The 15,790-nt window shown below is 59.9% G+C and carries 9 protein-coding genes and 1 pseudogene; 3 read left to right on the top strand and 7 right to left on the bottom strand.

Going from position 1 to position 15,790, the window contains the following annotated elements:
* Positions 1 to 259: 259 nt before the first annotated feature.
* Together ACE191_RS21435 and ACE191_RS21440 are read left to right on the top strand one after the other, a co-directional pair.
* Positions 260 to 1,774: a helix-turn-helix domain-containing protein gene (locus ACE191_RS21435; protein ID WP_400194304.1), complete on the top strand. Its 1,515-nt coding sequence runs from the start codon at positions 260 to 262 to the stop codon at positions 1,772 to 1,774.
* A gap of 408 nt (positions 1,775 to 2,182) precedes the next feature.
* Entirely contained in the window at positions 2,183 to 4,072 is a 1,890-nt protein-coding gene (locus ACE191_RS21440; protein WP_400194305.1) for a glycoside hydrolase family 13 protein, read from the top strand.
* A 165-nt stretch (positions 4,073 to 4,237) separates the two neighbouring features.
* Here ACE191_RS21440 and ACE191_RS21445 read toward each other — a convergent pair whose 3' ends face one another.
* From ACE191_RS21445 to ACE191_RS21465, 5 genes and pseudogenes are all read right to left on the bottom strand, one after another.
* On the bottom strand, positions 4,238 to 7,864 hold the full coding sequence (locus ACE191_RS21445; protein WP_400194306.1) for a gliding motility-associated C-terminal domain-containing protein: 3,627 nt from the start codon (positions 7,862 to 7,864) through the stop codon (positions 4,238 to 4,240).
* A 630-nt stretch (positions 7,865 to 8,494) separates the two neighbouring features.
* Complete coding sequence (locus ACE191_RS21450) at positions 8,495 to 8,692, bottom strand: DUF5916 domain-containing protein (protein ID WP_400194307.1); 198 nt, start codon at positions 8,690 to 8,692, stop codon at positions 8,495 to 8,497.
* Positions 8,638 to 9,516: pseudogene (locus ACE191_RS21455) on the bottom strand (DUF5916 domain-containing protein); the annotation flags it as partial. The gene ACE191_RS21450 and the pseudogene ACE191_RS21455, both read right to left, overlap by 55 nt.
* 25 nt (positions 9,517 to 9,541) lie before the next feature.
* Positions 9,542 to 10,405, bottom strand: a complete 864-nt coding sequence (locus ACE191_RS21460) for a DUF5916 domain-containing protein (RefSeq protein ID WP_400194308.1) — start codon at positions 10,403 to 10,405, stop codon at positions 9,542 to 9,544.
* A 42-nt stretch (positions 10,406 to 10,447) separates the two neighbouring features.
* The gene (locus ACE191_RS21465; protein WP_400194309.1) at positions 10,448 to 11,089 is read right to left on the bottom strand and encodes a carbohydrate binding family 9 domain-containing protein; all 642 of its coding nucleotides are present in this window, start codon (positions 11,087 to 11,089) and stop codon (positions 10,448 to 10,450) included.
* Positions 11,090 to 11,569: 480 nt separating this feature from the next.
* Here ACE191_RS21465 and ACE191_RS21470 point away from each other — a divergent pair, with 480 nt between their 5' ends.
* Positions 11,570 to 13,333 (top strand): carboxypeptidase-like regulatory domain-containing protein, encoded by a 1,764-nt coding sequence (locus ACE191_RS21470; protein ID WP_400194310.1) that lies wholly within the window; start codon positions 11,570 to 11,572, stop codon positions 13,331 to 13,333.
* A gap of 204 nt (positions 13,334 to 13,537) precedes the next feature.
* Here ACE191_RS21470 and ACE191_RS21475 read toward each other — a convergent pair whose 3' ends face one another.
* Both ACE191_RS21475 and ACE191_RS21480 read right to left on the bottom strand, forming a co-directional pair.
* Positions 13,538 to 14,425 (bottom strand): SAM-dependent methyltransferase, encoded by an 888-nt coding sequence (locus tag ACE191_RS21475; protein ID WP_400194311.1) that lies wholly within the window; start codon positions 14,423 to 14,425, stop codon positions 13,538 to 13,540.
* Positions 14,426 to 14,782: 357 nt separating this feature from the next.
* The gene (locus ACE191_RS21480; RefSeq protein ID WP_400194312.1) at positions 14,783 to 15,409 is read right to left on the bottom strand and encodes a DUF4269 domain-containing protein; all 627 of its coding nucleotides are present in this window, start codon (positions 15,407 to 15,409) and stop codon (positions 14,783 to 14,785) included.
* Positions 15,410 to 15,790: the final 381 nt, after the last annotated feature.

Raw genomic sequence — 15,790 nt, forward strand, 5'->3', positions numbered from 1 at the left:
GGGCTCAAGGGCCCCAGGCTCTGCCATCTTGCTCCTGCTCGTTGCCCAATAACCTAAGTTTAAGCAGTGGCTCAAACATAGGAGCCTCTTACCTTGCTGTTACTATTCTCCTCAAGTGTTTGCCCGAACCGGACTTCTTTTTTCCTTTTTCTTCATCCTGCTGGCAGGTTTCCCTTGGACAGCAGGTGGAGCAAGCCCACCCGGGTCACGCACGCCGGTAGCCGCCGATACCCTCCGGCCACCGACTGCCTACCGCTTCATGCTAACTGGCTTACCCGTCAACACGCCCGCCGACGCGGCGTTTTACCTGGTCGGCTCGTTCAATCACTGGCAGCCTGCTGACGCCCGCTACCGGTTTCAGCGGCAGGCCAATGGGATGTGGGAACTTACGATCCGTACGGCACAGACCCGAATCGAGTACAAAGTGTCACGCGGAACCTGGGCCAGTATCGAGGGCAGCGGGCACGGGCAGGTGCGGGCCAACCGTGTGGCCACGCGCGGGCAGGCGCTGGCCAGCCCCATCGAAGTGCGGGTGCAAAGCTGGGAAGACCTGAACGGCACTTTTCAGTTCTACTCGCTCTACGACCTGCTGCTGCTGTTTTCGTGCTTCCAGGCGGCGCTGCTGCTGATTGCCATTCCGAGCATTCAACAGGCCAACCGGGCGGCCAACCGCTGGCTCCTGTGGCTGCTGGGCCTAGGTGCCGGCGCCACCCTGCTCACGGTCCTCAGCAGCGACCGGACGGTGGCCAACGCTTATCCACAGCTGACCCTGGTGCCAGATTTTATCTGGTTTCTCTACGGACCGCTGTTTTACGGCTACATCCGCCGGCTGCTGTTCAACGAAGCGCCGTCCTGGCGCCGCTGGCAGTATTTTCTGCCTGTAGCGCTGCAGCTGCTGGCTTACCTGCCCTACTTCCTGCTCGACAGCTACGAGTTTCAGCTGCGGCTCATCAGCCACGAAACCAGCCTGCGCGGCTTGCTCCTGGCCACGGGCCTGGTGGCGCTGCTGACCAACGCGGCCTACTGGCTGGCCTGCCGCCGCGCCATCCGGGCCTACACCCGGCAGTACGAAGCCAACGCCTCGTACGCCCAAAACCTGAGCTACCTGTCCGCCGTGCTGGGCATTCAAGGGGTGTGCCTAAGCCTGTGGATCTTCCTGTTTGCCGTAGCAGGAGCCAGCCGCTGGGTTGATTTCGACGTGTACACCTTGGCCGCCCGCACCCAGGCGCTGCTCTGGTTGGCTTTTTCCACTTTGCCCTATTTCCTAGGTTACGTGGTGCTGCACCAGCCCGAAATCTTCCGCTTAGTGCCAGCTCTCGCCACTCCCCTGCCGCCCGCCGTTCCGAAGCCGGTACCTGCCGAGTCCGCCCAAGCGCCCGAGCCGGCACCGGCCCCGCTGCGCCCGCCTCGCCCGCCGAAGATGCCCGACCTGCCCGCTATGCAGGCCACCGTAGCCAACTACATGCGGCAGCGCAAGCCCTACCTCAATCCCAGCCTGACGGTGCACGAACTGGCCGCCGGCCTGCAACTGCCGCCGCACGTGCTGTCCAAGATCATCAACGATGGATTCGGCCAGAACTTCTTCGACTTCGTCAACGCCCATCGGGTGGACGAGGTCAAGCACCTCATGGCCGCTCCGCAAGCCCGGCAGTACACGCTGCTGGCTCTGGCTTTGGAGGTCGGGTTTAACTCTAAGACCGCTTTCAACCGCGCCTTCAAGAAGCACACTGACCAGACACCGAGTGAGTTCTTTGGCGGGCTGCGTGAGAAATAAGCCAGCCGGACAGTATTGGGGGGCCACTGGTTGACCCTCCCTTCCGGGAGAGGAGGGCGTGCTGACATTGCTGAGGCCTGCCCGCTCCTGGAGCTACGACGTCCGGCTGAGCTGGCTTATAGGCGAACCGGGCTACCCCTGGAAAGACGCCTGTTGACCAATGTCAACAGCGTCCGAAGTACCATCTTTGAAAAAACGGAATGTATTTACTTATTTACAAATACATGCTTGTCAATTAATTACATAATTAACACTGTGGCTAGGCCCCAGCTTTGAAAAGTGGGGCGAGGCGCGAATAACAGCAGGCGAGGTTTGCGAACCCGCATCGGTACGGCTCCGGCTTGCCGCAGCGGGGTGCAATAACGCTCTCACTCATCGGCCGCTTGCGCCGCGCTGTTCATCATTATCATGACGATTGCCAAACTGCTCTTTGCGCTGCTGCTCCTCGCGGGCAGCGGCCTGGCTGCCCCCGCCCGCGCCGCCGGGCCTGCCAACCCGTTTATCCGCCGCATCGACCCGACCTTCTGGTGGGTGGGCATGAAAAACCCCAAGCTGCAGCTGCTGGTGCACGGGCCGGCCCTGGCCACCAGCCAGGTGACACTGGCCCCCTACCCGGGCGTCACGCTCGACGGCTTTCAACGGCTGGAAAGCCCGAACTACCTGCTCGTCAACCTCACGATCAGTCCCGAGGCCCGGCCCGGCAAGCTGCGGCTGACGTTTGCGGGGAAGCGCCGGACCACCTACGCCTACGAGCTGCGGGCCCGCACCACGCCCGGCAACAAAAGCAAGGTGCAGGGCATCACCTCTGCCGACTTTATCTACCTGCTCATGCCCGACCGCTTCGCCAACGGCGACCCAACCAACGACGTGGTGAAAGGCAACCGCGCTCCCGGCGTGGCCCGTGACTCGTTGTACGCCCGCCACGGCGGCGACCTGAAGGGCATCGAGCAGCACTTCGGCTACCTCAAGGAGCTGGGCGTGACGGCCATCTGGCCCACCCCGGTGGTCGACAATAACATGCCCAAAGCCAGCTACCACGGCTACGCCCTCACCGACCACTACGCCGTGGACCCGCACTACGGCACGAACGAGGACTACGTGCGCTTCGTAGAGCGTGCCCACGCGCAGGGCCTGAAGGTCATCCACGACGTGGTGCTCAATCACATCGGCAGCTACCATTACCTCTGGCTTGACCAGCCGGCCAAGGACTGGTTTCACCAGTGGCCCACCTTCACTAAGGGTAACTACCGCAACGGCACCGTGAACGACCCGCACGTGGCCGGGCCAGACCGCCAGCTGTTCAGCACCACCTGGTTCGACACGAGCATGCCCGACCCAGCCCAGGAAAACCCCTTGGTGGCCACCTACCTGATCCAGAATTTCCTGTGGTGGGTGGAATACACCGGCATCGACGGCTACCGCATCGACACGTATCCCTACTCCGACCCCGGGTTTCTGATGCAGTGGGGCCAGGCCATCCTGGAGGAATATCCGCAGCTGGGCATGTTCGGCGAAACTTGGATGCAGGAGGCCGAGGGCGTGGCCCAGCAGGCTTTCTGGACCCGCAACGTGTTTCCACCGGTGAACGGCTTCAAAAGCAATTTGCCCGGGGCCATCGACTTCATCCTGCGCCAGGCCCTGCTCGAATGCCTGACCAAGCCGGCCGGTTTCGCCGAGGGCGTCTCCAAACTCTACTACGCCGTGCAGGGCGACTGGATGTACGAGGACGCCAACCGCAACGTCATCTTCCTCGACAACCACGACGTGGACCGGGTGTTCTCGGTGCTAGGCGAGGACGTGCGCAAGCAGAAAATGGCCCTGGCCTGGCTGCTCACCGAGCGCGGCATTCCGCAGCTTTACTACGGCACGGAGGTGCTCATGAAGAACTTCAGCCGCCCCGACGGCCTGCTGCGCGAAGACTTCCCTGGCGGTTTTCCCGGCGACCGGCAGAACGCCTTTATGGCGGCCGGGCGCACCCCAGCCCAGAAGGATATGCACGCCTACGTGCGCCGGCTGGCCAACTACCGCAAAACTCATCCCGTGCTGCACACCGGCCAACTCACGCACTACGTGCCCGAAGACGGGGTGTACACCTACTTCCGCCACGACAACCAGGGCCATACGGTGCTGGTAATGCTGAACTGCAACCCAGCGGCCAAAACAGTGCCGCTCGGCCGCTTTGCCGAACGTCTGCGCGGTTACACCTCGGCACGAGACGTGCTGACGGACGCACTGGTGCCGGATCTGCAAACGGCGATGATGCCGGCTTATACTGCTCTGGTCTGGGAGCTGCGCTAAGTGCATCTTTTGCTTGTATCAAGCATGTGGTGGAACACCCTTTCGTCCTTTGGCGTGGTCGTGTCAAGTGGTTGGGCCGGCTCACGGAGGAAGTACCCTCATCCCCCTCTGATCTTCTATTGCTTCAACACGCACCATGCTATCGTCAGCCTGACGCGAGAGCATTCAGCGCACAATTTCCAACCACCCCTTCACCGTACGGCCGCCGGGGTAAGTGAGCAGGTAGTAGTAAGAGCCAGCCGGTTGGCTGCCGCCGCCCCAATCATTGGCGTAGCTGGCTGACTCGTATACCTTCGCCCCCCATCGGGAAAACACCTGGAGGCGCGGCGGACAACTTCCCGGCACGCGGAATGTTTCGTTCCGGTCGTCTCCATTGGGCGTGACAACGTTCGGGACCAGCGCCACGCTATTGACCTCAACGGGAGACAACTGCGTCACGAATTGGCAGCGGCCGTTGTTATACCACACCGTTAACCGCGGCTGGTAGCGCCCCGGTTGCTGGTAGACATGGTCCGGCGCCTGCCCAGTGGCCGTGGTGCCGTCGCCGAAATCCCACACGGCCGTGGTGCTTGGGGCACCAATGCTCCGAAAATGAATCAGCAAGGGCGCGTCGCGGTTTTGCGGGCAGCCATCGGCAGTCCAGGACGGGTTCATTGCAGGGAGAGCGGCCACGAACACCCGCCGGCTGGCCGTCGCCACGCAGCTGTTGTTTTGAACGGAGTACACCAAGCTTACGGCGCCGCTGAACCCGGCCGGGGGCGTAAATAGCCCGTCCGGGGTTACGTTAGCCCCCGACCAAGTGCCCCCGGCCGGACTGCCCCGCAGCCGGAAGGGCTGGCGGGAGCCCGGGCACAGCGCTGTGTCAGTGGGCAGGACCACGGAGGGGAGGCTGTTCACCGTCATCGTGATGGAGCCCCGGAAATCGCAGTCTCCGTTGACGCTGGTATACGCGAGCGTATGCTGGCCTACCCCCGCTACGTTAGGGGTGAAAGTGAAGCCCGTGGCGGGGAGGCCAAGCACGCCCGGACCGCTCCAGGAAGCATTGCCCGGCAAAGCCAACGCCGTGGTGGACCCCACGCAGAACTGCGTTGCGGAGGGAAGACCTACCACTGGTTTCGGCGTCAGGGTCACTTGGCGAGTGCTGCTGCTGGTGCAGCCGCTGGGTGCCGTGAGGGTGTAGGAGAGGGCAACCCGGCCCGCTGCCCCGACTGGCGGGGCAAAGAAATAGCCTGTTGGGGCGTTGCCCACCACGTACTGACCGCTCCAGACGCCGCCGGCAGGCGTACCAACCAGCGGTACCGCAGCGGTGGGCGTACAAAGCGCTAAATCCGGTCCGGCGGCGGCGCCAATCACCGAAACCGTTTGCGTGGCCGAAGCGCTACATCCGCCCAAGGTGTACACGTACCGCAACGTGTGCGTGCCTGGTCCGGCCATCGAGGGGTTGAAGGTATTGTTGGTAACGCCCGGCCCGGAGAACGTCCCCCCCGCCGGCGTGGCGGTCAGCGCCACAGCGGTCGAGCCAATGCAATAATTGTCCTGCGGCAGCGGCTGAAAGGTTGCCGTGGGAGGCGCCACGACGGTCAATTCCAGCTGCGACCGGCTAATGCAGGTGTTGTTGGTTACGGTGTACGAGAGCGTCACCGGGCCCAGCGGGAGAGCGGCCGGCGTGAAGACGTAGCCGGCTTGGGGCGAGCTGCTCACCCCCAGCCCTGTCCAAACCCCGCCGGCCGGCGAGCCGCCCAGGGCCAGCGGTGGCGCCGTGCGGCATACCTCCCGGTTGGGGCCGACCACCGCCCGTTCGGGTTCAAAGTCAAATTTAAAGGCGGCGTTGTTGCAGTTCGTACTCGGGTTGGTGGTGGAATAGCTACCGGCCCCGGCCGGGAAGGGGAAGCTGGACGAGCCGCCGCACCCCCCGCACACCGCTTGGTACACGAAGCCACGCCGGTCGAAGCGCGCGGTACCGCCGTCGACGTGGTCGCCGCCGCCGCCGCCAAAATAGGTGGCGTATTCGAGGCGGGTAGCGTCGGCCGAGAGTTGCAGCAGGTAAAAGTCGCTGCCGTCGGTGGTCGTTTGCACCGAGGCCCCGGCCAAGGGCATGTTGGCCAGCACGCCGTTGCCAAAGGCGGTGTTTTGCCCCCCGCCCCAGCCGCTAACGTAGATTCGTCCGCACTGGTCAACCAGAAAAGCGGTAGGCGAGATGTCAATAGTGCCTCGGCCGGATCCAAACACGGTGGCAAAGTCGGTAGTTGTTAGGTCAGCGTTCAGCTTGTGAATAAACTGCCGGCTATTCGTATTGATGTACCGGCCCGGCGTGGTCGGGTAATCACCCAGCGTCTGGCCCAGCAGGTAAGGCGCGCCGCTACCGTCGAGCTGTACGAAGTAAGCTTGGTCGGCCTGCGGAGTGCCCACAAACGTGGAGCGCTCCAGGGTGCCCCCGCTGGCGCTGATGCGAACCAAAAAGCCGTCGAGTAAACCGCTGTGGGCGTTTTGCAGGGCACCACTGGTGACGGGAAAGTTCAGGCTGGTGGTGCCCCCGCACACGAACAGCCGCCCGCTTGCGTCAAGTTGCAAGGAATAGGCTGCGTCGGGCTGGCCGCCGCCCAAGTAGCTGCTCCACACCAGGTTGTCGAGGTTGGGGGTGAGCTTGCAAACCACCGCGTCGATGCCGCCGCCGCGAGCCGTTTGAAAATTGTTGCGGGTCGGGAAGTTGGGCGAGGTAGTGTTGGAGGCGATATAGATGTTGTCGGCCGGGTCCACCAGCACGTCGCCGCGGAACTGGTCGCCGTAGTTGCGGATCAGCTCGGCGCCCGTCATGTTGGTGTAGGTCAGCAGGCCTTCGTTGCTCGAGCCGCCCAGAAAAGTTAAGCCGCGCAGCACCGAGCCGTTGGCGCTCAGGCGGGTGATGATAAGGTCGGTGCCCTGGGCGAGGGTGAATACCGGGTCGTTCACGCCGGAGTACGGATTGACCTGATTGCCGCCGTTGAAACTACGGCTGAAAGCGTCGCCCGTGGTGGGGTAGTTCAAGGAGCCCGTGGTGCCGAGGATAATCAATTCGCCTTGGCTGTTCACCACCAAGCTCTGCGGGAAGTCGCCGCTGCTGCCGCCCAAATAGGTAGCCCAAACGCGGGAAGCCGGCCCGGTAGCTGTGGTGTTGTACTTGATGAGGGCAATGTCAATGTTACCGCTAAAGCTGGTGCTGTAGGCGCCCGGGGAGGCCGGGTAGCCCAGGCCAAACACGATGCCACCGGAGTACATGTTGCCCTGCTGGTCGTACGTGGCCGTGAAGCCCCAGTTGTCGGCCGTTGAACCGGCGAAGGTCGAAAACACCACCGTCGGGTCGATGGTCAGCGGCCGCCGAGGGTCGTAGGCACCCAGCCGAAAGCTTACCTCCTGCCCGCGCAGCACGTAGCGGCAACTCACGGGCTCGCGCCGCCCGTGCGCGTCGAGCTGCCAGGCTTGCGGCCGAAGCTCCGTGATGCGGCCCACCGAGGTGCGCAGTTCCAGCCCGCCGTCGGGCAGCAGGTGCAGCTCATCGGCACCGGTGTAGCGCTGCCGGATACGACCGACATCGGCCCCGGCCGCCACCTCAAAGTCGTACTCGAGCAGCCCCTGCTGGTTTTCGTAGAGGTGCGCGTCGATGCCCGGCCACAGCCCCCGGTAGCGCAACTGGCGGTAGCTGTCGACACCCGCCGCCCAGGCTCGGGCATCGTTGCCGAGCAGGTAGTTGCGTACCTCGCCTGTGGCTGCCAGCGCCTGCAACTGGACGCTGGGGCGAGCTTCGACGAATTCCATCCGCACGGCGTGAGCACGCAACGGTTCTGCTTGGTGCGCCCCGCTGGCCCGGTGGGGGTCCACAGGCTCCGCCAGGGCGTAGGTCCAGCCCCGCGTTTCCAAAAACATACGGCCTTGCTTCAACGGAGCGGCGTAGCGAACGGCCGCAGGCCATTGATTATGATTAGCAATAAACTCTAACCCCAGCGAAGAAGGCGGCGCCGGAGCAGCTCCCACACCCCAGTGAGCAACGACTTGGGGACTTAGCAGGATAAAGAGGCCAAGCAGACCTCGCTGGAGGAGAGAAATCATCATACGCAGATGCAAAATGCCAGGTAGTTTGTACTTGGCTGGCCGAAACAGTAAACCGAGCGGCGAAGTTCCTGCCTGCCTTGGCATGGTGACCTCCGGCAGGAATGAGGTAGATCCGCTCGGCCTGTTCCACTGGAGCCGCACTAGGTATATAGTCCTGAAGTGAGCCGGTGTGCCTTGTTGCCACGGCGCGGCACTGGGAGCGGTAGCCGCATGCAACAGCCCAATGCGCCCGTGTAGCAGGCCATAGCTTAAGCATACTTGCCGACTTGCCGACTACCAACGGTAGGTGACCCATGCGGCGTTTCATAGCGGGAAACCGATGCTGCTCTTTGCGGGCTAGCTACGCCGCCGGCGCTTCAGATCCGCGTAATCGAGGAAGTACAGCACGCGCACCGACAGCGAGTTGTTGTGCGGCGTGTTGATGGTACTGCTGAGGTTGTCGAAGTACTGCGGGGTAGCTTTTCGGCCTGCAGGAAAGTAGCGCCGGCGTTCTTCCACACAATGCTCACCTGCGAGCCAGGCGCAAACCGCCACTCGTACATCGCGTCGATGTTGAAGGCATTGAAGGTCGTGTCGCGGCTGCCTCGGAAAGCAATCGTTTCCTCGTGCCCGCCCAGCCGCAGCTGGATGAATTGGTCGTAATCGACATGGCTGACGTAGTGCCGGGTGCACATGGTAAAGGTCATGCGGTTGTTAAAGGCATAGTTGGCGGTCAGCGTATTGGTTACCGTGGTCACGTCGCGGCGACCCAGCAACGGGTCGCCAGCGGCTTTCATGTCCTCCAGGTGGCTAAAGCCGCGCACCTCCGCGTCCGTTAGGTTGCCGGCGTAGCCTATCTGGCGGCGCCGCAGGTTCCAATCCAGGCTGTAGCGGAAATTAAGCTGGTTATTGACACGCCAACGGGGACTTAGGGTGATGATGTAAACAAAACGGCCGGTCCGGTAGCCGTCGCGGGCAAAAGCCCGGTAGCCCGTTTCCAGATCGAGCGCCAGCTTCTTGCGGTAGTCGCTCGACAAGAAACCATTCACTACGCCGTTGGCCGGCACCCGCACGAAGTACTTGCCCATCAACGTGACCCGCGGCTCAAAGTAGTCGTTGCTGTAGAACACATAATCTAGGTTGTAGCCCACCGTCAGGAATTTCTTGGTAATTGTGGTATTAGCGCCGTGGTAATAGCCTTGGCTTTGGTACAGCGTGGGGCGGTAGGGGTAACGGTTTTCGATGTACAGGTAACTGAAAAGGCAGTTGAACTTGCCGAACGGCTTGTAGCAGTTGTAGTTAAACTCTGCTACCTGCGAGATAAAGTTGTTGCCGAACTGAATGCCCAGATCGTTAATGTTGTACGAATCGGACTCGATGCCCTGCCGGAGTCACCACAGAAAGTTACCGCCGATCTTGCCCACGCCTACCTGATACCTGAAGCCGTCCTGATCGTCTACGGCCTTCTCCTTCCAAACCGTTGACCGCGTCGGTGTGAGTACACCAGGCTGCCATCCACGGCATACGAGTTCTTCTTGTTGGCGAAGCGAAGCAGCCCCCCGTCACGTTGGCGTCGTAGGTGGCGCCCGCGCGGGTGATGTTGGTGTTGATGAGCGACACGAACGAGTTGTTCTTCAGCGACTGGTCCAGCACGAAGATGTTGTAGTTGGAAAACGGCTGGGTCAGCACCTGACGCTGCGTGCCGGTGGCGCTGTCCTGCACCATGGCGTACACGTTGTTGGACAAGGCGTTGAACAAACCCAGGCCCAGGCCCTTGCTGGTGCGGCCCGAAATCTTGGTGGCGTTCAGCAGGCGCGTCATGTCCGGGTTGCGGGCAATAAACTCGCCCGGTCGACGACCATCAGATTCCGTCGTGCCCTTGCGCAGCTGGCTTTCGACCCGCCCAAAACCCAGCAGCATGGCACCCACCCAGTGGGAGTAGAAAAGATTGCCCTTGTTGAAGAGCTCGGTGCCCTCGGTAAAGAACTGCCGGTTCTCGTTGAATTGCACCTCAAAGGGCGACAGGTTCAGCACCTGATTGTCGCTGATGACCTGTCCAAAGTCGGGCACCAGCGTGGCATCGAGGGTGAAGCTCTCGTTGATGCCGTACTTCACGTCGGCCCCGCCGTTGAAGCTGGTGGTGGCGTTGCGTTTTCCTTGCTCGTTGTAAGGATAATGATTCACGTAGCCCGAGATGTAGGGCGCCAGCGATAGGCGAAGCGGAGCCTTGATGTTGCGGATTCCGGTGAGCAGGCCCCATTGATTCACGAAGCCATCGACCTCCGGCTTTACTTCGTTCCAGAAAAAGTCCTAGCGCGTGCTTCGGCGGTTGCGCATTAATTGCAGCCCCCACACTTGCTCGGCCTGGCTACTGAAGCGAATGGCCGAGTAGGGAATGCGCATTTCAGCCACCCAATCGGTGCCTTGCAGGGCGGTACGGCTTTCCCACACGGCGTTCCAGGCCCAGTCTTCGCCGCCGGCCGGCGAGTAGCGGGCGTCGAGCTGCACCCCGGCCGGCGTCACGAAGAAGCCGTAACCGTTGAGCTTATCATGATAAGTGTCGAGCAGTATGCCGAAAAAGTCGGAGTTGCCAAAGTTGTCGCGCTGGGTGAGCTCCCGCGGGATAGAGTCCAGGGAAACGTCGTGCATAATGGCACCCACGTACAGGGCCGCGTCGTAGAGAATTCGCACCTCGGTAGGGTGCGTTTCGCGCGGGCCGGGATTCGGGCTGTTCTGAATAAAGCCCGTCGCAATCTGGGCCTCGCGCCAGGCCGGCTCGTCGAGATTGCCGTCAAGCTTGACAGCCTCCGTGCTCAGGCGCGTGGCCTCCAGCTGCCGTCGGTTGATGTTTACTGCTGCTTGGGCCGGTACGGGGCCTTGGGTACCGGATTGGGCCAGGGCTGGCAGGCTTGGCAAAGAAATCAGCAACAACAGCAGTACGCGAAGAAACATAGCAACAGATCGGCGGAGCCGTTGGGCCCGAAATGGTGACTACAGATGGGCCGAGACACCAGGCGGTTGCTTGCTGCCGAAGAACCGACTTTCATTCGCGAAGTCAAAACAGCTTGGATACCCCGTCTTGTCGGGTATTCAAAGAAGACCAAACTGCTTTTGCTGGTACTCAGCTTTTACGCTTTGCGGGTACATATCAAGGAAACCACAAAGTGTGTTCGGGAAACGGCAACCCCACAGTCTCTCGGCGCTTTGCCGAGTCCGGGCCACGAAGGCATTAGCTCAAGCGAGTAATTCAGGCGCCCAACCCGGTAGTGCTACGCCGCTATCTTTGGTGCATTCATCCGCTCACACCCAAGCCGTGAAAATCAACTGCGTAAGTTTTGTCTCCAAACTTGGGGGTGCTGCTCTCACTTTTCTCCCATCCTCATGACGCCGACTTCCTCCTTTCGCCGACACCTAAGGTGGGGGCTACTAGCCATGCTCATAGGAGTCAGCAGTTGTAAAAAAGACCGGGACGATCGTTCTGATGATGAGCCTAAAGAAGCAGTGCTAACCACCACCGTCAGTGGCATGGTGATGGATGAGCAGGCCCACCCGGTAGCCGGTGCTGAGGTGCTGGTAGGGGGCACGGCCGTGACGACCGACGTCAACGGCGGCTTTCGGATGGCCAATGTCGAGGTGCCGGCCAAACGTTGCGTGGTGCGCGTGCTCAAAAACGGTTATTTCGAATCCGTAGTGGGCATGCAGCCTTTTGCCGCCGGTACCCGCGCCCAAGTTACGCTGATGAGCAAAGGCTCTCCCACTACGCTTGCGGCGGCCACTGGGGGCGTGGTGAGCACCGCTGGCGGAGCTCAGGTGGAACTGCCCGCCAACGGCTTCCAGACCCAGGCTGGAGCAGCCTACACGGGTTCCGTACAGGCGTACGTGCGCTACGTTCGCCCCGATGATGCGCAGATTACTCAGCTCATGCCCGGCGGCGATTTTCTGGCCGTCGACAACGCCGGCGCCGACCGGATATTAACAACCTACGGCGTGGTGCGCGTGGAGCTGGAAGGCAACGGGCAGGCGTTGCAGCTGCAGCCGGGAAAGACGGCCCAGCTGCGCTTTCCCGCCGTGCGCCCGGGCGGGCCAGCCGTTGTTCCGCTCTGGCACTTCGATGAAGAAGTCCGGCTATGGAAGCCGGAGGGCAGTGCCTCGCTGGCCGGCGGCACATACACGGGCCGGGTAAGCCACTTTTCAGCCTGGAACCTGGACACGGATGCGCCGTGCATCTTGGTACAGGGCACCATCAAAGACTGCGCCGGCAACCCCGTGCCGGGCTACCGTTTGTTTGTGGGCGAAACCCAGGTAATTACCAACGACGAGGGCCGCTTTTCAGGCCTTGCGCCGGCCGATGTTCAGGTTGCCGTACGCAGCAGCTTTGCGACGCTCAATACGGGCTTCAGCCGACTGGTACCGCCCACGCCCACTGGCGCAATTTACAATTTGGGTACTCTTGTTCCCTGCTTGCCAGCCGTAGCCGGCCGCCTGCTCGACTGCAATAATCAGCCCGCCAAAGGCAGCGGCCGCGTGGTATCGCCGGCGGGGGAAGTGCTTTACTCCTTTACCACAAATGATGGGCGCTTTCGGGTGTATGGACCGGCGGGCACGAGCGCTCAGTTGCAGTTTTTTCCGGAAAATGGTACACCCGTCAGCCAGAGCCTTGCTTTCCCGGCCAACGGCCAGAACGGCCCGACGACCGACGTGCGCCTGTGCAATGTGTCCCCGTTGGGTCGGGTCATCATGGGCTTCACCATCAACGGCGACGGCTACACCAACCAGCGCGTGGAACTGCGGGATGCCACTTTCCCAAGCGCCACACTTATTAACAAACCCGGCAACGGAGGCCAGCGGATATCAGACTTAGACCTTGGCGCCTCCACCGGACCCGTTCCTCACCACACGGCCGAACTGGCGTTTCCGGGCGTCGGCGTAGGTACTTACACCGCCCGCGATACCGGCTCCGGCATCATCATGAATTTTGGCTCTTCCACTGCCAACACCGGTTACTACTACAGCTACTCCCCTAATTCCCTGCTGACCGTGCAGGTCACCCGCTACGATCCAGTTGGTGGCCGGGTGCAAGGTACTTTTTCAGGCACTTTACTGAAGCGGCAGGGCTGCCCCGGGTGTGCGCTCACCACCACCACGGTTACCATTACCAACGGCACCTTCGATGTGCCACGCGGTGCCGATTGGTGAGTTTTTTGCGTGCGCTTCGCATGCCAGACTGTACGTCGCCCGCCCTTGGCACTGGCTGGGAAGCAGTCACTTGCAACCAATATATATAGACGGTCTAATAATGCGTGAATTTGCCATTATGCTCGTCATGGCCATATACGGAAAAACCACCCTTTAGGCCACCGCCTAAAAAAGAGATATGATATCAGAAAATGGGACTTAATATTATAAATTAGATGCCCTCCGTTGGACGGTAACTAAATGCGTAAGGCCACTGTCATCAACGCTTAAGTAGATTTCACAAGGTATGGCAAGGCTTTTCTGAAGCAAGTCTTTGATCTCTTCAGTGTTTCTTTCAAGCAAAAACCAGTTACTGAGGTATTCCATTGGGATGCGAAAGGGATTGTTTTTGGAAATATTCGTGAAAAATAATTTTCCTCCTGGCTTAAGCCGATGCTGCAATGTTTTGAGGATAGAGACAATATACTTATCACTAACATAATCAAACACCCCACCAATTAGAATTAAGTCATACGATTCTCGTAAGGAGAGAGCCTTCTTATAGATGTTGCCTTCTATCAGGGTGAGTTGCCCTGCAACAGCCGACAACCGACAAGCGGAAAATGCCAGCGCGTCCTTGTCGATGTCCATTAGGGATACGCTACATTGTTTGTGTTGAAGCACGTCCAAGCACTGAACCAAGTCCTCCGATGTTCCGCAGCCTATAGATAAAATGGTGGCGTCATCTTGCTGGTTAACTACAGTCCGAATTAGTCGAGCTTGCTGAGCTACTTTGTTGCGGTGTTGTTGGCAAATGGGAGAATCCAAGAACACCTGCTCGATGGCATACGCTGCTGTACCAGGTTTGGCTCTGTTGTGGGCTTCGATGATGTAGTTGATGGTCTCGAAGTCGCCCTGATAGCCCCTTGGCCAATCTTGTGCCCGTTGTAGGAGCGGCGACTGTCGAACCAAGCTTCTAATCTGTGTTAGAGTACCCCGGATTTCCTCAGAAGAGGAACTTACTTCCTTAGCCGCAATATCATCGCATAATTGCCACAATGCATCTTTGAAATCATCGAAAGTACTTTCGTGCGTACCCATCAAGGTTTCCATGAGGAAAGCACTGTCAACTGAAGTAGTAAGACCCTCCATTTGAAAAAATTTAAGGCTTTGGCGAGACTTGTTTGGGTATCATGCCCTAGGGAGTGAGTACGCTGTTTTGTCAGTACTCCAAGGGTTGGCCGGGCCATTCACTCCTCAATGACGAGTTGAACACCCATACGATGCACCGCTGATAAGCGACCGAGGCGCACAGCTGGTGCACGGTGGAGTTGAGGACCTCGGCAAGGCTGGTTCGCCTGCTGCCCTTTAATGCGCCTCGTTGGCGTGGGCGGCCAGCACACCTCGGCCTTAAAAGTCATCGTCAACTTGTCTCGTAAGCAGCATTTGACCACTTCCTCGTTACCTGGATTAATTTGTCGTGTTATCGGCCTTAGGCAACGGCACTTGGGACAGGTATGCGCGCAACTCGGCCGGAGGCTTACCCTCCAGGGTCAGCAACGTTTCGTAAGGATTGCCTGACAACTGCAATAGGAGCGCAAATGCCGGTTCAGTTTTTGGTACCCGCTCTTTGAGTTGTTGCACCGCCCGCCGCCATGCTTCTCTACCGGCTTGCAACAGGACGTGGTCGATGAGCAAGTGGCGAAACCCCAACTGCTGCGACGTTGGTATTGCTTGGTCAAACACTTCGATTTCGAAGCCCTCGTAGCGGAAGTTGCTAATAATCGAGTCTTCGTCGCCAACAACAGCACGCCTCAAACGAAAATCGGGCAAGTGGCCGTAGTAACTCTTCAGCAGCTGGCAAAAGTGCGGTTGCTCAGCTAGTACCACTTCGCAAAGCACGTCCAGGTCGCTCTCAGGCGTGTCAATGGCCAAGGGGATGGTACCTGCCAGTACCGGGTCAAAATCAGCTAGCCTAGCCCACAGCCTGAGAACCTGCAGTACTTCAAAGGCCAACTGCTGCCGAGCATTGCCCGCTTCCAGATAACGTGGGGCCTTCCCGTTTATCATCAGGCAATAATACAGCTTGTGGGGCATATTCGGCGGCTTTTTTGAGTTCTTAACTACTATGGTCTAACGGTTTAACACCTCTTAAATGTGTTGTTCTCAAAGAATGAATGTAGGCGCTAAGCTCTTGTGGATTTGGTTGGTAGCTTGTTCTAAACACTCTGGAATAACCAGTAAGCGCTAAGCTGCTTTTAGCCTTCTACGCGCCCAAAGCGCGTCCCAGGGGAGCTGAACTGAGCCGGAAACGCATGCAAGCAGGTGCACTACTGCTCAAGCGGGAAAATTTCGTCGCGTGCAACCCGTCGCGTCGACCAGTTACCTTGGGAGGTCCATTATTTTGAGGCGCCTACGACCAGCACTCATGCATAGAAAATCTCTCCTTATGCGGGTACTTGTCCCGTTGTTGTGGGC

The organism is Hymenobacter sp. B81, assembly GCF_044628455.1.
In the GTDB taxonomy this organism is placed as follows: domain Bacteria; phylum Bacteroidota; class Bacteroidia; order Cytophagales; family Hymenobacteraceae; genus Solirubrum.